Consider the following 18512-nt stretch of genomic DNA (forward strand, 5'->3'; position numbering starts at 1 on the left):
CCGGCGGGTGTGGTCGTTTCGGCGTGAACTACTTCTGGTGGAGTACCACTTCCTGCCCGGGCGTCATCTCGCCGCGTGCCATCGCTTCGCAGTGCGCCAGGTGCAGCGGAGCGACGGGATCATCCGGCAGCAATCGCTGACACCGCTTGAATGCGGTGCGGGCCCGGTCGACATCCCCGGCGTCGAACAGTGCGAAGGCTTCCGCGAAGGCGGGTTGCGCCGCACGTTTGGCGGACCGCAGGGTATCCGAATCATCGTCGTAGACTTCGTAAATCGTCACCGGCCTGCGCCGGTTGACGACCATCACCCGTTCCATGCGTCGGACGTCGAACCCCGGGGATCGAGCCAGCCGGGTCATGGTCGCATCAGAGATGAGCAAAGCGGACCCGTAACGTTTGTTGGTGCTCTCGATACGCGCGGCCAGGTTCACCGCATCGCCGATGATGGTCAGCACCATGCGGTTAACGCCGCCGACCAGTCCGACTCCCACCGCTCCGGTATTGATGCCGATGCCCGCGCGCAACTCCTCGGAGCCGTGTGCCAGCCGTTCCCGGTTGTGGTCGCGCAAGGATCGCAGCATCGCCAGACCAGCCCGGACCGCGTCGTCCGGGGTCTCGAAAACGGCGACGATCTCGTCTCCGCGTACGTCCTGGACGAAACCGTTGCAGCTGATGATCGGCAGCTCGACCGCGCGCAGGAAGCCCATCGCCAGATTGCCGGCCTCCGAAACATTCATGTCCTCGATCATCGTGGTGTAACCGCGGATATCGCTGATCAGGACCGTCATCTCGCGCTCGACGCGGTAGCCGGCGCGTACGCGGCGGAGGTCGTCGATGTCGAGGATGCGCAGCAGCTCGTTGGGCACGAATCGGGATTGCACGTCGATCAGCGACTGCCGGTACTCATCGGCGGCCTTCAGCCGTGCCTCGAGCTGGAAGTTCCACAACGGTGCGGCGGCCTGTGCGCACAGGAACATGACCGCGTCCTGCTGATCGGACGTGAAATGTCCGCCGGTATCGTCGCGCTGGGCACAGATCACCCCGATCACCCTGTCCTGCACCACTATCGGTGACGCCAGAGTGCGTGTGGCCACATGCGGGACACCGCTGGAGGCAACCAGCCGGACCAGCTCGCCGTCATAGCTCGCTTCGGTCGAGCGCTCGTCGAGGATCGTGGCGGCGCCGTGCTCGTAGAAGGCGCGCACACCCCAGGATTCGTCGGCGGCTCTGGTGAGCAGCTGTACGCGGCGGGCCCCGGTGGTGTCGGCGACCGAGCCCAGAATGATGCGAGCCACACCATCGGCGGTCCGCGCGCCGGCCAGGGTCCGCAGCAACTGGTGGGCGCTGACGGGGTCGATACCGACCGCACCCGGATGTACCAGGTCGCGGCTGAGCAGCCAGGGATGTTGCTGGGCAAGCCAGTCCGTGCGGATCGCCACCCCGAGACTGAGCCAGCGTTGGTAGGCCGAGCGCAACATGTGATCGCGCAGCGGCATTCGCCCGGTCTCGGCGTACAGCAACGCCGCCTCCTCGTGGGCACGGGCGCCGATCATGGGTAGCTGGTGTGTCTCGGCGAGCGCAATTGCCCGGTGCAGATGGCGCTCACCCTGGCCGTAGTGACCGTGGGCGCGCGCCCATGAGCCCTGGAGCAGCTCGTAGGCCGCCGCGTAGTTCTCCGGCGCGGTCTCGGCGCAGGTGCGGTGCAACTTCATCGCCTGGCGGACGAAGCGGGCGGTCGCGCGGTCGCGCGGCGCGTTCTGCATCAGGCTCAACGCGCCGATCAGGTAGACCAGCTGGGAGACCGAGGTGCCGACCAGGCCGTCGATGTGCTCGACGGCCTCCTCGGTGAACGGGATGGCGCCCGCGTGGTCGCCGGACCAGAAACACAAACCCTGCTTCATCGCCGCCACGATCCCCATGGCGACCTCGTCGCCCTCACGCTGTGCCGCGGCCAGCACCTCCCGTTCGTCGTAGCCGCTCTCACCGGCGAGCAGCAGGGGATCCTCGCACCTGCCCATCAGGTTCAGCGCCATCTGTTGTTGCGCCTGACAGAGCATGCTGGGTGCGCGTTGTGAACGGAACTGGGGGATCAGGGACTGTGCCAGTGCGTCGATCTCGGCGAGGGGTCGGCCCACCCAGAACGACTGGGAGATCAGGGTCGCGGCAAGAAATCCGGCATACTCCTGATCGCCCTGGTCGAGGGCCTCGGTGACGGCGCCGCGGAGCAGGCCGAGCCCGTCGCGCAGTGGATGACGCCAGTGGTGGATGAAGTTCAGATGCATGAACAGCGTCTGCGGCCTGGCCTCCCGGAATTCCGGCCGCTCGGCCAGCTGCAGCCCGACCTCCCCGAACCGCTGGGCGCCCGAACGATCACCGAGTATCACCAGCAAGAGCCCGTAGCTGGCCAAGACCAGGGGCGAGGACGGGGTATGGCCGTAGGCCAGGGTGAGTTCGAGCTGCTTGCGCACCAACAGGGGGAAGAGATTCGGCCGGACGATATAGGAGATGCTGCGCATCTCGGTGAGGATCCGCTGAACCTCGATGACGCGCGGATCCTGGCAGGACGGCAGGTCCAGCAGCCGGTCGTTGCTCCAACGGCGCATCGTCAGCCGCATCCGGACCATCGCATTGGCCATCCGTGGCTTGCCGGCCTGGGCAGGCAGCGGCTCGCCCAGCTCGTCGAGCGCGGCCAGCCCGATCTCGATCGCCTCACGCAACCGGTTCTGCGCGACGCGACCTTTGAGCCGCAGGTACGCGAGCCGGGCGCGGTCGGCCGGGTCGGACAACGCGTCGTCGGCCTCGTCGAGCAAGGCGAACAACGCCGGGACATCGCCGACGAGCAGTGCGGCGTCCGCGGCGTCGAGGTGCAGTTCCCTGGCCAACGGGAAGTTCGTGGCCCAGCGCTGCGGGCCGAGCAGCCGCAGGGCATTGCGGCAGTACTCCAGCGCCAAGGGGAATGATGCCTGGGCCCGGGCTTTCCGGGCGGCGCGGTGCAGTACGTCGACGAAGCGGATTCGCTCGGCGCCGTCGGTGCCGGCCAGGCCGCCGATCCCGACGTGCCGCGCGGCTTCGAACAACCGCTCGTCGCCCAGTTCGATCAGCCGCCTGCCCAGCCGTAGGTGCACCTCGAGCTGTGCGTCGTCGGACAGGTAGGCCCGAGCGGTTTCGGCGACCCGGTCGTGGCTGAAGCGGTAACGCGCGTCACGGCTGATCGCGTTCGCGATGCGCCGGCCGCCGCTGTCGACCGCCTCGACGAGCCGCAGTTCCATACATGCCCAAAGGGCTTGTGCTGCAATGTCTGACGGTTGTGCTGAGGCTACCGCGGCGTCGGCCAGGTCGAACTCGCCGCCGATACAGGACACCGAGCTCAACACCGCGAGATCGGACGGACGCAACTGGTTGAGGTAGCTGCCGAGAAACTCCGCCTCGGTGGCGGAGACCTCGATCGAGGACAGTGCGCGCAGATCCCACACCGGGCTCTGTCCGTCGCCGGCCGGGTTCAGGGCTCCTTCACGCTGTGCGCGGTACAGCAGCTGGCGGATCTGGAGGGGATTGCCCCCGGTGCGGTGTTGGAATTCGGCCGCCACTTCGGCCAGCTCAAGGCTTCGGCCGGTCACGTCGGTGAGCATTTCCTCGACGTCCTCGGGGCCCAACGTGCCCAGCTCCAGACTGCGTACGTGGGGCGAGGTGATGCCGGCTGCGGCTGCGTCGAACTCGCCTGCGCGGTACGCGCCGAGCACAAGGACACCGCGAGGTGCCACCGCGAGCAGTTCCGACAGCAGTAGCAGCGAGTCCTGGTCCGCCCATTGCAGGTCGTCGATGGCGAGCACGACCATCCGGTGGGCGGCGGTGATCGAAAGCAGACGGATGACGGCGCGGTGCAACCGGCGGCGGGTCTCGGCGGCATCGAGGTCGGCCACCGGTGCGGCCCCGCCGAGCGCGTCGGTCAGCTCCGGCACGAGATCCCCGAGAACGCCTGTCAGCGGCGAAGTCTCGACGCTGAGATCCGCGCGCCATTCGTCGCGCTCCGCCGGGTCGGCTGCCACCATGGAGTGGACCAGCGCGGTGAGTGCATCGCCTATCGCCGAATACGGGGCCGGAGCCCCGTCTCGACAGCGGCCGTAGGCGAACGTGCAGTTGCGATCTGCGAGTTCATCTCCGAAGGCCTGCAGGAGGGTCGACTTGCCCACACCGGGAACCCCGCTGATGAGCACGGATGTCCCGCCGTTCCGTTCGGCTGACGCCGCTGCGGCGCGAAGTTCGCCCAGCTCGCGTCGTCGGTCGACCACGCGGCCGCTGATGTCGAGCGTCGCCGATGTCACCGCACGTAGCGCCCCTCTCCGATTGGGCGGTCCGAGGCGAATTGACCGGATCGTCAGAGATAGCCAGGATCGCAGGAGCCTACCGTTTTCGGCGCGTTTTCACGGGTCTGGAACCGACCTGGGCCAGACATCGTGGAATAGAAGCGCCACCGGAGAAGCTGGAGAAGTCATGACCGAGATGGACAAGGGCAAGTTCTACACCGACACGGAATACCTCGATGACTTCAACCGCAACGTGGTCGAGGAATTCCGGGGGAACGGTGGCAAGGTCGGCGGCCCGTTCGAGCAGGCCGACCTGCTGTTGCTGCACACGACCGGCGCCAAGTCGGGCAAGCCACGGCTCTCGCCGCTGGCCTATCTGACCGTCGACGGCAAGATGCTCATCGTGGGGTCGTACGCAGGTGCGCCGAAAGACCCGGCATGGGTGCACAATCTGCGGGCCAATCCGAAGGTACGTATCGAGCTGGGCACCGACGCCTACGACGCAACGGCCCGGGAACTGCCCGATGCCGAGCGCGACGCCGCCTACCCGAAGATCACCGAGGTTGCGCCGGTGTTCGCCGACTACCAGGCCAACACCACTCGGTCCATCCCGTTGTTCGAAATCGTCCGCGCTTAGTCCCTCGGCGCCGAAACGGTATTCCAGCCGCCTGCGACTCGCACTTTCGCCGCTGGAATACCGTTTCGGCCGGAATCGGGCTACAGGCGTTCGATGATGGTGGCGTTGGCCATGCCGCCGCCCTCGCACATCGTCTGCAGGCCGTAGCGCCCGCCGCGCTGCTCGAGCGCATTGACCAGGGTGGTCATGATGCGTGCACCACTGGCTCCCAGCGGATGGCCGATGGCAATCGCGCCACCGTTGACGTTCGTCTTGCCCAGATCTGCACCTGTGTCATGCGCCCAGGCCAGCACGACGGGGGCGAACGCCTCGTTGACTTCGAACAGGTCGATGTCTGCCAGCGTCAGACCCGCACGCGCCAGCACCTTTTCGGTGGCCGGGATGACGCCGGTCAGCATGTACAGCGGATCCGACCCGACCACGGTGGTGGTATGGACGCGTGCCAGGGGCTTGAGCCCGAGCTTCCTGGCCATCGCCCCGCTGGTGATCATCACCGCCGCGCTGCCGTCGGACAGCGGCGACGAGTTGCCCGGGGTGATCTCCCAGTTGATCTGGCCGAAGCGGGCGGCATAGGCCTCGTTGTAGAACGCCGGCTTCAATCCGGACAGGGTGTCGACCGTCGTCCCCGGGCGGATGATCTCGTCGGTGCTCAGTCCGGCGATCGGCGCGAGTTCGGCCTCGAACAATCCGTCCTTGGTGGCCCGCGCCGCCTTCTCGTGGCTGCCCGCCGAGAATTCGTCGAGCCGGGCGCGGGAAAAGCTCCACTTGGCTGCGATCAACTCGGCGCTGATCCCTTGTGGGACAAGGCCTTCAGAGTAGCGCTCGGCGAAGGCCAGGCCGAACGGATCGCTGCCCGGCAGTACCGAGCTCCCCATGGGCACCCGTGACATGGACTCCACACCCGCGGCGATCACGATGTCGTAGGCGCCGGCCAGCACACCTTGCGCGGCGAAGCTGATCGCCTGCTGGCTACTGCCGCACTGTCGGTCCACGGTGGTCCCCGGAACGGTCTCCGGGAAGCCCGCGCCCAGCAGGGCATTGCGGGCGATGTTGACGGCCTGATCGCCGACCTGGGTCACGGCGCCCGCGATGACGTCGTCGACGAGTGCCGGGTCGACACCGGTGCGGGTGATCAGCTCCCGCAGGCTGTGGGCCAGCAGATCGGCCGGCAGGACGCCGTGCAGTGCGCCGTTGGCCTTGCCTTTGCCGATCGGGGTCCGGACCGCTCCGACGATGACTGCGTCCCGGTCTGCATATCCGGTCATCTGGGCCTCCTGATGCTCCACGCTGAGTATTGTGATGACTACCCAGGTATAACACCTGGGTATAGTGAGAACAACTCAGGGATGGGGTTTGATTCCGTGGGAATGCTGCAGGGCAAGCTCGCCGACCGGGACAGCTGGTCGGCAGTGGGCCATTGCCCGATCGAGAGGACCATGGCGTTCGCCGGCACCAAGTCGGCGATGCTGATCATGCGCGAGGCCTTCTACGGCACGACCCGCTTCGAAGACTTCGCCCGCAGGGTCGGGATCACCAAGGCGGCAACCTCAGCACGGTTGTCCGACCTGGTGGCGGCCGGGCTGCTGGCAAAACGGCCCTATCGCGAGCCCGGTCAGCGCGAGCGCGACGAGTACGTGCTCACCGAATCCGGAACCGACTTCATGCCGGTGGTGTGGGCCATGTTCGAGTGGGGCCGCAAGCATCTCAACGACACCGGGCTGCGGCTCGCGCATGACGGGTGCGGTGCGCTGGCCGGCGTCGAAATCCGTTGTGAGGAAGGACACCATGTGCCGGCCGACGAACTCGTCGTTCGCGTCGAGCGTCACACGTCGTGACGGTGGGTGCGCGTGCGCTGGAGACGCTCGCCGAAGACGGCCGATGGCGTATCGAACCCGGACTCACCGAAGCCGAACTGAACGCCCTCGAGTCCCGGTTCTCTCTGCGGCTCAACACTGATCACCGTGACTTCCTGTCCGCCGGAGTGCCGGTGGGCTCCGGCTGGCCTGACTGGCGCAACGCCGACGAGGTGACCTTGCGGATGCACATCGGTCGGCCGGTTCGCGAGTTGCTGCATGCGGTGCGCGAAGGTCAACTGTGGCTTTCCGCCTGGGGCCACAACCCCGGTGGTGACGCGGCACTGAGGCTCGCCAGCGCGAAGCTCGCCGATCAGCCCAGGGTGGTACCGGTCTACGGCGTCGCGTTCCTCCGGCAGGGGCCCGACCTGGACCCGACCGTCTGGGCGATCCAGGACAACACTGTGGCCGCTGTGAGCGCGGACCTGACCGGGTTGGCCCGCGCCCTTACCGGCCGGGCCGTCGAAGCGTTCGCGCCGTCGTCCGCACGGCCGTTCCTTCCGGAATCCATTGCTACGGAACCTGTTCTGCCCCTTGCCCAGCCGCCCTTCAGGCCCGACCCGTCCGGCCCGCCACCAGCCGCGGTACGGCCGCCTACCGATCCGGCGGCCGCGCTGGCCTTGCTCGGCGTCCATCTCGGCGAACTGGAACGCCATGACGACGTGCTGGCCCACCGGGCACCCATGTGGTCGGTACCGGTGCCGCCCGGTGCACCCGCCGCCGCGGCATGGCTGGCAGTTCGTTCCCAGTTCCCGGCGACGGGCTTGTGGCCCGTGCTGCTCACCAAATCGGCCTGGCACCGGCTCGGGATGGACGGTATCGCCGATGACAGCCCCGTGCTTGCGGCCGAACTCGACGGAGTCCGCTGGCTGCAACGTGAATTCGAAGAGCGCACAGCCGAATACAACATCCCGAGACATCCGGCCGCCTTCGAGGCCGTCGACTCCGAAGACTGGCAACAGCAGTTCGCCGAGTTCGATTCTCGCAGTGAGTACACGCAGTTGGCCCTGGTGCCCACCCCTGCCGATTGGCTGGTACCCGGCTTGCTCCAATGGTCGGGCGCGATCAACTCGGACGTTCGCGGTGTCGAGCATGCAGCGATCCTGCGCCGCTGGTCAGACCGTTACGGGACCGAATTGCTCGCCCTCGACGACGAGTCACTGCTGCTGACCGTCGACCAGCCGCCGCGTACCCGGCAGGAGGGTCTGGCGGCCGCGCTGGAGGCTTACCTGTACTGCGACGATTCGGTCAACACCCAGGCCGGCTCACTCGACGCGCTGGCGCGCATGCTGGCTCACCCCCTGTGGGCCTTCTGGTGGGACTGAAACCGCTAGTCTCGGCCGGTGCTGCACTTACGCGTCATAGCGCCGGCCGATCTGCGTGAGCCGATTCTCCGTGTCCTGCGCGAGCAGCCCGGCGTCGCCCACATCGTGTTGTTGGCCGGTGCCGCGGTTGATCCTGCCGGTGACCAGATCACCGCCGATGTCGCCCGGGAAGCGGCCGATGAGATTGTCCAGCGGTTGAAATCCCTTGATGTGCAGCACTTCGGCGCCATAACCCTCGAGCCGCTCGACACCGTGCTGTCGAGCGCGGCCTACCACGCCGAGGATGTCGCGGGCGGTGACGGAGCCGATGCGGTGATCTGGGATGAGCTGGTATCGCGGACCCGCGAGGAATCCAGCCTCAGTGTCACGTTCCTGATGTTCCTGTGCATCGCGTGCCTGCTCGCGGCCATCGGAGTGGTGACCGACTCGGCGATCACCGTGGTCGGCGCCATGGTGGTGGGACCTGAGTTCGGACCGCTCGCGGCGCTCGCCGTCGCGCTCGTCCAACGCCGGGTCTCGCTGGCACGGCGGGCCGGCGCGGCGCTGCTGGTCGGATTCCCGGTGGCCATGGTCGTCACCGGGCTGGCAACACTCGGATTCGAAGCGCTCGGATGGGTGCAGCTGACCACGTTCAGCGAACTTACCCAGGTCGACTTCATCTTCCAGGTGGGACCGTTCTCATTCGTCGTCGCACTGCTGGCCGGCGCCGCCGGGATGCTGTCGCTCGTATCGTCGAAATCCGCCGCGCTGGTGGGTGTCTTCATCTCGGTGACGACCGTCCCCGCCGCGGGTTTCGCGGTGGTGGCCGCCACCGTCGGCGATTGGGATGTCGCCGCCGATTCGGTGCTGCAGCTGCTGGTGAACCTGCTGGGTATCACCATGGCCGGTGTGCTGACGCTCGCGGTCTACCGTCGCGCGAAAGTCGGCAGTCGCACGAAGGTTCGCCGCGCCGTCACAAGTGGCTGATGCCCGAGGCCAGGAAGAACACTCCGACCGCGCCGGCGATCACGGCCACCACCAGGCGATGGTGCCGGCCCATCCAGGCATACAGCCGCTCCACGCCCGACCGGGTGGCCTCCGGCGCCACCCAGAAGCTGATGATCGGGATCAGCGCCGCCAGGAAACCGACGAGGTTGAACACGACCATTGCGGCCATCTGCTCGGCCAATGCGGCACCTGAGGTGAGGGCCGCAGCCATCGCGGCCAGGTAGTAGGGCGTGGGGAAACCGTTGATGAGGCCCAGGAGCGCGGCGGCCCACGGTGCCTCACCACGCAGGGCGGCCTGCATCCCCGCTGGCAGTTTCGACAGACCTGGCACCGCCTCCTCCGCGGGCGGCGTATCGGTGCCGTCGCCCACTGCGACCGGTACGGCCCGTCGCGCGCGCACCCGGTTGACCAGGCGTTCGAGCTGTCCTGTCGCGGACAGGACAGCGATCACCAGCGCCACGGCGCCGATGCCGATCTCCAGTCCCGGCGGCATCGTGCTGCCGCCGTCGCCCGTGGCGTTCTTGAACACGAACACCACCGCGGCGCCCACTGCGACGTTGGCGGTGAAGGCGAAGAGAAAGAACGGGAGCAGCAAACGCAAGGGCCGGGACCGCGACAGCATGAAGGCAACGACCCCGATTCTCAGGGGATCGATTGCCGCCACGGCGGCCATCACCAGCACGGTGCTCCACATCGCGGGCGGCCACATCCCTTCACCTCAGTTACCTCACCGCTGAATTCAACCAGCGCTGACCGACTACGGCCGAATCCGGGCGCGTCAACCGTGACCGCCCGTTGCACGCAGTGCGGGGGAGTTCGCCATGTGGTGGGATCTGTAGATGGGGATCAAAGTGGCGCTGGAGCATCGCACCAGCTACACCTTCGACCGGTTGGTGGAGCTGCATCCACACGTCATCCGGTTGCGCCCGGCGCCGCACTCTCGCACCCCCATCGAGGCGTACTCACTGACCGTCGAGCCGGCCGGCCATTTCATCAACTGGCAGCAGGACGCATTCGGTAACTTCCTGGCCCGCTTGGTGTTCCCGGACCGGACGCGCATGCTGACCATCACCGTCGGGCTCATCGCCGATCTCAAGGTGATCAACCCGTTCGACTTCTTCATCGAGGATTACGCAGAGAGCTTCGGCTTCGAGTACCCGAAAGCCCTGCTGGAGGATCTCAAGCCATACCTGCGCCCGGTCGACGAGGAGGCCGAGGGATCCGGTCCGGGCGAACTGGTGAAGGCGTGGGTGAGCAATTTCACCGTGCCGCCAGGCACCCGCACCATCGACTATCTGGTGGCGCTCAACCGTGCCGTCAATGCCGATATCGGCTACTCCGTCCGGATGGAACCCGGTGTGCAGACCCCGGACGTCACGCTGCGCACCGGAATCGGTTCGTGCCGCGACTCGGCGTGGCTGTTGGTGTCGATCCTGCGTCGGCTGGGGTTGGCGGCCCGGTTCGTCTCGGGTTACCTGGTCCAGCTGACCTCGGACGTAGAGGCCCTCGACGGACCGTCCGGCCCCGCCGCGGATTTCACCGACTTGCACGCTTGGGCCGAGGCATACATCCCGGGGGCCGGCTGGATCGGCCTGGACCCGACGTCGGGACTGTTCGCCGGGGAGGGCCACATCCCGCTCTCGGCGACCCCGCACCCGGAATCGGCGGCCCCGATCACCGGCGCCACCGGACCGTGCGAATCCGCGCTGGAGTACTCCAACGTGGTCACTCGGATCCACGAGGACCCGAGGGTGACGTTGCCGTACACCGACGCGGCCTGGACAGCGATCACGAAGCTGGGTGCCGAGGTGGATCAGCGCCTGGCCGACGGCGATGTGCGGCTCACCGTCGGGGGCGAGCCGACCTTTGTCTCGATCGACAATCAGGTCGATCCGGAATGGACCACCGACGCCGACGGCAAGCACAAGCGCGAACGAGCCTCGGTGCTCGCGGCGCGTCTCAAGGCGGTGTGGGCCCCGGCCGGGCTGATCCAGCGCAGCCAGGGCAAGTGGTATCCGGGCGAGCCCCTGCCGCGCTGGCAGATCGGCCTGGTCTGGCGTACCGACGATCAGCCACTGTGGAACGACGCGGCGCTGCTGGCCGATCCGTGGGGTGGTGCGGTGCCCGCCCTGGCCGACGACGCCGGTCAGCGCATCCTCGCAGCGGTCGCCGCCGACTTCGGGCTTCCCGCCGGTCAGGTTCGCCCGGCATATGAGGATGCGCTGAGCCGATTGGCGGCCGCCGCGCGGCAGCCGGCCGGCGAGCCGGTGGCCGCCGCCGACGACCTGGCCGATGACACCCCGGACGCCCGGGCCGAGCTGCTGGCCCGGCTCGATGCCCCGGTCGATCAGCCCGCCGCCTACGTCCTGCCCCTGCACCGCCGCGCCGACGGGTCCGGCTGGGCCAGCGCGGACTGGCAGCTGCGGCGTGGCCGGATCGTGCTCACGGAGGGTGATTCGCCGGCCGGGCTGCGGCTGCCGCTGAATGCGATCAGCTGGCATCCGCCGCGCCCGGCCTACGACGCCGACCCGCTGTCGCGGCGCACCGACGTGCGCGCCGAACCCGACGACGCCGCGCTCGAGCCCGCCGACGAAGCACCCACCACGGCGCTGGTCGCCGAGATCCGGTCCGGGTTCCTCTACATCTACCTGCCCCCGACCGAGGAGCTCGACGATTTCGTCGACCTCGTGGCCCGCGTCGAATCCGCGGCCGCCAAGTTGGACACGCCGGTGGTGATCGAGGGGTACGGGCCGCCGCCGGACCCTCGCATCGCGGCCATGTCGATCACCCCGGATCCGGGCGTCATCGAGGTCAACGTCGCACCGACCGCCGGCTTCGCCGAACAGAAGGCCCAACTGGAGACCCTCTACGAGCAGGCCCGGCAGGCCCGGCTGTCGACCGAATCGTTCGACGTGGACGGAACCCACGGCGGTACCGGCGGCGGCAACCACATCACCCTCGGCGGCATCACTCCGGCCGACTCACCGCTGTTACGCCGGCCCGATCTGCTGGTGTCGCTGCTCACCTACTGGCAGCGCCACCCCTCGTTGTCCTACCTGTTCGCCGGCCGGTTCATCGGCACCACCTCACAGGCGCCGAGGGTGGACGAGGGCCGGTCGGAAGCGCTCTATGAACTCGAGATCGCCTTCGCCGAGATCGCGCGTCTCACGGATGCCGGCGGGACCGCACAGGCCTGGGTCACCGACCGTGCCCTCCGTCATCTGCTCACCGACATCACCGGCAACACCCACCGTGCCGAATTCTGCATCGACAAGCTCTACAGCCCCGACAGCGCGCGGGGGCGCCTGGGGCTGTTGGAGTTGCGGGGTTTCGAGATGCCGCCACACTTCCAGATGGCGATGGTGCAGTCGCTGCTCGTGCGCGCGCTGGTCGCCAGGTTCTGGGAGGAGCCGTTGCGGGCTCCGTTGATCCGGCACGGTGCAAATCTGCACGGCCGATACCTGCTGCCGCACTTCCTGATTCATGACATCGCCGAGGTCGCGGCCGACCTGCGGGCGCATGGCATCAACTTCGACACCAGCTGGCTGGATCCGTTCACCGAGTTCCGGTTCCCGCGGGTGGGCACCACGGTCTGCGACGGCGTGGAGATCGAGCTGCGCGGCGCGATCGAACCGTGGAATGTGTTGGGGGAGGAGTCGACTGCCGGGGGCACCGCCCGTTACGTGGACTCGTCGGTGGAGCGGGTCCAGGTGCGGCTGGTCGGGGCCGACCGGCACCGCTACATCGTGACCGCCAATGGCTACCCGATCCCATTGCTGGCCACCGACAATCCCGACGTCCAGGTGGGCGGTGTGCGGTTCCGTGCCTGGCAGCCGCCCAGCGCACTGCACCCGACGATCACCGTGGACTCCCCGCTGCAGTTCGAACTGGTGGACGGCAGCACCGGGCAGTCCAAGGGCGGCTGCACGTACCACGTGGCACACCCGGGTGGACGGTCCTACGACACCCCACCGGTCAACGCGGTCGAGGCCGAGTCGCGGCGTGGCCGTCGATTCGAAGCGGCGGGATTCACCCCGGGCACCATCGACCTGGCGGATCTGAGGGAGAAGCAGGCACGCCAATCCACTGATGTCGGCGCGCCCGGAATTCTGGATCTACGTCGGGTGCGTACCGTTCTTAACTGATGGTTCTACGTGCGAACGGCTCACCGGAGTCAGCCCAAGCCACTGGTGTTGCCGCGGACACCGGTGTGGATGTTGACGGCGTACTGGCCGCCTATCGCAGTTCCCGGGCCCAGCAGGCGCTGTTCGACGTGCGCGACGACGGCGGCGGTGCCGGTTACGACGAGTTGGTCGATGCCTCGGGCGACGTCCGCCCGGCCTGGCGGGAGCTGGCCGAGGGCGTCGGCGAGCGGGGCCGTGACGGTCTGGACCGGCTCCGCGCCGTGGTGCGCGGCCTCGTCGACAACGACGGCATCACCTACATCCAGGTGGACCGTCACGGGGAGGTGGTCACCGACGGTGACGGCACCGCCGTACCCGGCCCCTGGCATCTTGATGCGCTGCCGCTGGTGATCTCGGCGCAGGACTGGGATTCGCTGGAATCGGGTCTGGTGCAGCGTTCCCGGCTGCTCGATGCGGTGCTCACCGATCTGTACGGTGCCCGCCGCTCGATCACCAGCGGGGTACTGCCCGCCCAGTTGCTGTTCGCCCATCCCGGATACGTGCGCGCCGCGCGTGGCGTCGTGGTGCCAGGACGCCATCAGTTGTTTCTGCACGGCTGCGACGTCAGCCGCGGCGACGACGGCTCCTTCATGGTGAATGCGGACTGGACGCAGGCACCCTCGGGCGCCGGCTACGCGTTGGCCGACCGCCGCGTCATCGCCCACGCGGCCCCCGACCTCTATGAGCGGATCGGCCCGCGGCCGGCCTCACCGTGGGCGCAGGCGCTGCGCCTGGCCCTTCTGGACGCGGCGCCCGAGGCCGCCCAAGAGCCTGTGGTCGTGGTGCTCAGCCCCGGAATCCATTCTGAGACAGCCTTCGACCAGGCCTACCTGGCCGGTGTGCTCGGCTTCCCACTCGTGGAGAGCGCCGATCTGGTGGTCCGTGACGGCACGCTGTGGATGCGGTCGCTGGGCACCCTCAAACGCGTCGACGTGGTGTTGCGCCGTGTCGATGCCGATTACATGGATCCGCTGGATCTGCGCCCCGATTCCCGGCTCGGCGTGGTCGGCCTCGTCGAGGTGTTGCGCCGCGGCGCGGTGACGGTGGTCAACACGCTGGGCAGCGGGATTCTGGAAAGTCCGGGCCTGGCCCGATTTCTGCCGGAGTTGGCCGAGCTGCTGTTGGATGAGAAACCGCAACTGACGGCCGCTCCGATGTACTGGGGCGGCATCGACATCGAACGCTCCCATCTGCTCACCAAGCTGACCTCACTGTTGATCCGGCCCGTCAGCGGCGGTGAGATGATCGTCGGGCCGACGCTGTCGGCTGCAGATCGCGAGAATCTGGCGGCACGTATCGAGGCTGAGCCGGTCGAGTGGGTGGGGCAGGAGTTACCTCAGTTCTCCACCGCACCAACCGATTATCGGGCCAAGGGGTTGTCGGCCGGAAATGTCGGCATGCGGTTGTTCACCGTGGCGCAACGCGGCGGGTATGCCCCGATGATCGGTGGGCTGGGCTACGTGGTCGCCCCGGGAAACTCTGCCTACCGGATGAACACGCTTGCCGCCAAGGATGTCTGGGTGCGGACCCCGCAGCGGGTCACAGCCGAGCGCGCCCCGGTGGTCTCGGTCGAATTGGTGGCGCCCGGCGCGATCCCCAGCTCTACCCGGGCGGTCAGTTCGCCGCGTGTCCTCTCCGACCTGTTCTGGATGGGGCGTTACGCCGAACGTGCCGAGAGCACGGCCCGGTTGCTCACCGTCACCCGAGAGCGCTACCACGAATTCCGCTATCGCCCGGATCTCGAAGAGAGCCAATGTGTTCCGGTGCTGTTGGCGGCGCTCGGATCGATCACGGGCACCGATACCGGCGATGCCGACGACGATCACGAGATGATCGCGATCGCCCCGGCCACACTGTGGTCGGCCACCGCGGACCGGCACCGGTCGGGCTCGCTCGCCCAATCGGTGGAGCGCCTCGCGCTGGCCGCCCGCTCGGTGCGTGACCAGATGTCCAACGACACCTGGATGGTGTTGGCCGGGGTCGAACGTGCCGTGCTGCGGCCATCGGCCGCTCCGCCCGAATCGCCCACCTCCGCGGACCTCTACCTCGCCAATGCGCACAGCCAGACCCTGGCCGGCATGCTGGCGTTGTCCGGGGTGGCGGCAGAGTCGATGGTGCAGGACATCGGCTGGACCATGATGGATCTCGGTAAGCGCATCGAGCGGGGCCTGGCGCTCACCGCGCTGCTGCGAGCCACCCTGACGACGATGCGCAGCGCGGAAGCCGAACGCGCGGTGACCGAGTCGGCCTTGGTCGCCTGCGAATCGTCGGTGATCTACCGACGGCGCAATCCCGGCCAGATCAAGATCGCAGCGATCGCGGAACTGGTGTTGTTCGATGCCGAGAACCCCAGATCGTTGATCTACCAGTTGGAGCGGATCCGATCCGGTCTCAAGACCCTGCCCGGATCGTCGGGCTCGTCGCGTTCGGAACGTCTGGTCGACGAACTGGCCACCCGGTTGCGCCGGCTCGACCCGGCCGACCTCGAGGAGGTCACCGGCGAGGGGACCCGCGCCGAGTTGGCTGCCCTGCTCGACGGCATGCATGCCGGCCTGCGGGACCTGTCCGGAGTGATCACCGCGGCCCACCTGTCGCTGCCCGGCGGCATGCAACCGTTGTGGGGACCTGACGAACGGCGGGTGGTGCCATGACCCAACCCGGCACCCGCTGCTACGACATCACCCATCGCACGGTCTATCGCTACTCCGACGACGTCACGAGCTCCTACGGCCGTGGTTTTCTCACGCCTCGTGACCTGGACTGGCAGCGTTGCCTGTCCCACGAGCTGGTGCTCGAACCGGACGCGGCCGATCGTTCCACCAGCCGGGACGCCTACGGCAACATCAGCTCGTATTTCCACGTCACCGAACGCCACCGCACGCTGAGCATCACGAGCCACTCCGTGGTGGAGGTGGATCCGCCTACACCCGAACGCTATTCCGGTGCTTCGGCCAGAGCGCCGTGGGAGCTGGCCCGCCCGGTCGGCGGCGACGGTGCGCTGGCCGCCGAGTTCACCCTGGACCTGTCGCCGCCGGAGATCACCGACGCGGTGCGCGAATATGCCTCACCGAGTTTCGTGCCCGGACGGCCGCTGATCGATGTGCTGCGGGACCTGACGTCGAGGATCTACTCCGACTTCACCTACCGGTCCGGCTCGACCACGGTGTCCACCCAGGTGGCCGAGGTGCTGGCGGCGCGCGAGGGGGTGTGCCAGGACTTCGCCCGGCTGGCCATCGCCTGCCTGCGCGCCAACGGTCTGGCCGCCAGTTATGTCTCCGGCTATCTGGCAACCGATCCGCCGCCGGGCAAGGAACGGATGATCGGGGTGGACGCGACACATGCCTGGGCGTCGGTGTGGACGCCGCAGAATGTCTGGCTGGGAATGGATCCGACCAATGACCAGATGGTCGACGAGCGCTACATCGTGGCCGGGTTCGGCCGCGACTACGCCGATGTACCCCCATTGCGCGGCATCATCTACACGGATTCGGACAGTAGTGTGATCGAGGTGTCCGTGGATGTGGCACCGCACCCGCCCGTTCGAGGGGGATCGCTGCGTGCGTGATTTCACCTGTCCGAACTGCGGCCAGCACCTGGCTTTCGAGAACTCTCTGTGCCTTTCGTGCGGCAGTGCCCTGGGATTCTCGCTCGACGACATGGCGCTGCTGGTGATCACCGACACCGATCAGAACGGTCACGCCGGTGCCGTCGATGAGGGCCAGTACGCGCTGTGCGCGAATCTGCATCTGGCCGAATGCAATTGGCTGGTGCACATCGGGCAGGGCGGCCGGCTCTGCGCCTCGTGCGCACTCACCCGGACCCGGCCGGCCGACACCGATACCGCGGCGATGTCGTCGTTCGGCGAGGCGGAGCAGGCCAAGCGCCGGCTGATCGCCGAACTGCACGAACTGAAGCTGCCGATCGTCGGCCGCGACCAGGACCCCCAGTTCGGGCTGGCGTTCGACCTGCTTTCCAGCGAGTCCGAGAAGGTCTTCACCGGCCATCACAACGGCGTCATCACACTGGATCTCGCCGAAGGCGACGATGTGCACCGCGAGCAGCTCCGGATCGCGATGGATGAGCCGTATCGCACCTTGCTGGGCCACTTCCGCCACGAGATCGGCCACTACTACTTCTACCGGCTGGTTGCCCCGTCGGCGAGCTACTCCGCGCGGTTCCGTGAGTTGTTCGGGGATCCGGACGCCGACTATCAGGCCGCCCTGGACCGGCACTACCAGAGCGGTCCGCCCGCGGGCTGGGATGACGAATTCGTGTCGTCGTATGCCAGTATGCACGCGGCGGAAGACTGGGCCGAGACGTTCGCGCACTATCTGCACATCCGCGACACCCTGGATACTGCAGCGGCCTATGGATTTGCTCCGGCCGGGGCAACCTTCGAACGGAAAATACTGGGGCCCAGCGGTTTCGACACGATCATCGAGATGTGGCTGCCACTGGCATGGTCGCTGAACATGGTGAACCGGTCGATGGGACACGACGATCTCTACCCGTTCGTGTTGCCCCCGGCGGTGCTGGAGAAGGTGCGGTTCGTTCACACCGTCATCGACGAGCTCACCGCCTAGACCCCCGGCGGGCTACCGGGATCGAGAATCCCGTGGGCGAGCCGGGAGAGCGCGCCCTTGATCTGTTCGACGCTCAGTCCACGCGCGCGCTGGTGGGCGAAGCTCTCTGCCGCCAAGGGTGCCAGTAACACATCGACCAATGGATCCGGTTCAGCCGCACCGGCTTCCATCAACAGTGCGCGTACATGGGCGGTCCAGAAACCATATGCACCGGTGGTGAACCGCGCGCCCCCGGTCTCGGCGCCGAGCGCCAGATCGGCGTGCGTCTCCAGGAGTTCGATCATCGCCGCGTAGAACGCCGCGAGTCGCTCGGCCGGTGGCGCACCCGGGCCCAGCGGCGGCTCGCCGGACAATAGCTGCTGCTGTAGTGCGCGTTCGTGTTCGTCGAGCAGAGCCTCGGCTATGGCGCCGGTGCTCGGGTAACGGCGATAGAGCGTGCCACGCCCGACGCCGGCTGCCGTGGCGATGTGGTCCATCGTGACCGTTCGCGGATCGCGGCCGGCGAACACCGTGGCCGCCGCGGCAAGGATTTTCGCGCGGTTGCGGGCCGCATCGGCCCGCAGCGCGCCGACCCGTTCGGAGCCGGCGTCGTCGGACGCAAGGAGGTCTGCGCCGATGTCCATCACTGCACTGTAGCCGA

The 18512-nt window shown here is 67.7% G+C and carries 12 protein-coding genes; 8 read left to right on the forward strand and 4 right to left on the reverse strand.

The features are described from left to right. Positions 1-28: 28 nt before the first annotated feature. Positions 29-4321 carry an AAA family ATPase gene (locus tag EYZ64_RS14250; protein ID WP_286174893.1) on the reverse strand — a complete coding sequence of 1431 codons (4293 nt, stop codon included), beginning with the start codon at positions 4319-4321 and terminating at the stop codon, positions 29-31. Positions 4322-4490: 169 nt separating this feature from the next. Here EYZ64_RS14250 and EYZ64_RS14255 point away from each other — a divergent pair, with 169 nt between their 5' ends. Further along, positions 4491-4940 carry a nitroreductase family deazaflavin-dependent oxidoreductase gene (locus tag EYZ64_RS14255; RefSeq protein WP_135454064.1) on the forward strand — a complete coding sequence of 150 codons (450 nt, stop codon included), beginning with the start codon at positions 4491-4493 and terminating at the stop codon, positions 4938-4940. Between the two features lie 80 nt (positions 4941-5020). On the opposite strand, the gene EYZ64_RS14260 is transcribed toward EYZ64_RS14255, so the two are convergent. Further along, positions 5021-6205 (reverse strand): thiolase family protein, encoded by a 1185-nt coding sequence (locus tag EYZ64_RS14260; RefSeq protein ID WP_135460002.1) that lies wholly within the window; start codon positions 6203-6205, stop codon positions 5021-5023. Positions 6206-6286: 81 nt separating this feature from the next. Here EYZ64_RS14260 and EYZ64_RS14265 point away from each other — a divergent pair, with 81 nt between their 5' ends. Genes EYZ64_RS14265 through EYZ64_RS14275 form a run of 3 tightly spaced genes read left to right on the forward strand, consistent with a single transcriptional unit; the run spans position 6287 to position 9084 of the window. Further along, on the forward strand, positions 6287-6775 hold the full coding sequence (locus EYZ64_RS14265; protein WP_502702970.1) for a winged helix-turn-helix transcriptional regulator: 489 nt from the start codon (positions 6287-6289) through the stop codon (positions 6773-6775). Continuing rightward, positions 6772-8118: a DUF4253 domain-containing protein gene (locus EYZ64_RS14270; protein ID WP_135454066.1), complete on the forward strand. Its 1347-nt coding sequence runs from the start codon at positions 6772-6774 to the stop codon at positions 8116-8118. Before EYZ64_RS14265 ends, EYZ64_RS14270 begins: the two co-directional genes overlap by 4 nt. Before the next feature lie 18 nt (positions 8119-8136). Beyond that, positions 8137-9084: a DUF389 domain-containing protein gene (locus EYZ64_RS14275; RefSeq protein ID WP_135454068.1), complete on the forward strand. Its 948-nt coding sequence runs from the start codon at positions 8137-8139 to the stop codon at positions 9082-9084. On the opposite strand, the gene EYZ64_RS14280 is transcribed toward EYZ64_RS14275, so the two are convergent. Further along, the gene (locus EYZ64_RS14280; protein ID WP_286174895.1) at positions 9071-9814 is read right to left on the reverse strand and encodes a GAP family protein; all 744 of its coding nucleotides are present in this window, start codon (positions 9812-9814) and stop codon (positions 9071-9073) included. The two genes, EYZ64_RS14275 and EYZ64_RS14280, sit on opposite strands and share 14 nt — an antisense overlap. Before the next feature lie 130 nt (positions 9815-9944). On the opposite strand from EYZ64_RS14280, the gene EYZ64_RS14285 reads away from it, so the two are divergent. The 4 genes from EYZ64_RS14285 to EYZ64_RS14300 are packed head-to-tail and all read left to right on the forward strand — an operon-like array spanning position 9945 to position 17872. Beyond that, positions 9945-13250: a transglutaminase family protein gene (locus tag EYZ64_RS14285; RefSeq protein ID WP_135454070.1), complete on the forward strand. Its 3306-nt coding sequence runs from the start codon at positions 9945-9947 to the stop codon at positions 13248-13250. Further along, positions 13250-15940 carry a circularly permuted type 2 ATP-grasp protein gene (locus EYZ64_RS14290; RefSeq protein ID WP_135454072.1) on the forward strand — a complete coding sequence of 897 codons (2691 nt, stop codon included), beginning with the start codon at positions 13250-13252 and terminating at the stop codon, positions 15938-15940. The genes EYZ64_RS14285 and EYZ64_RS14290 overlap by 1 nt, the downstream gene beginning before the upstream one ends. After that, positions 15937-16854 (forward strand): transglutaminase family protein, encoded by a 918-nt coding sequence (locus EYZ64_RS14295; protein ID WP_135454074.1) that lies wholly within the window; start codon positions 15937-15939, stop codon positions 16852-16854. The genes EYZ64_RS14290 and EYZ64_RS14295 overlap by 4 nt, the downstream gene beginning before the upstream one ends. Next, positions 16847-17872 carry a zinc-binding metallopeptidase family protein gene (locus EYZ64_RS14300; protein WP_135454076.1) on the forward strand — a complete coding sequence of 342 codons (1026 nt, stop codon included), beginning with the start codon at positions 16847-16849 and terminating at the stop codon, positions 17870-17872. Before EYZ64_RS14295 ends, EYZ64_RS14300 begins: the two co-directional genes overlap by 8 nt. Here EYZ64_RS14300 and EYZ64_RS14305 read toward each other — a convergent pair. Then, positions 17869-18495, reverse strand: coding sequence for a TetR/AcrR family transcriptional regulator (locus EYZ64_RS14305; RefSeq protein ID WP_135454078.1), 627 nt, complete (start codon positions 18493-18495; stop codon positions 17869-17871). The two genes, EYZ64_RS14300 and EYZ64_RS14305, sit on opposite strands and share 4 nt — an antisense overlap. Between the last annotated feature and the right edge of the window lie 17 nt (positions 18496-18512).

It is taken from the genome of Mycobacterium sp. DL99 (assembly GCF_004762045.1).
Lineage (GTDB): Bacteria > Actinomycetota > Actinomycetes > Mycobacteriales > Mycobacteriaceae > Mycobacterium.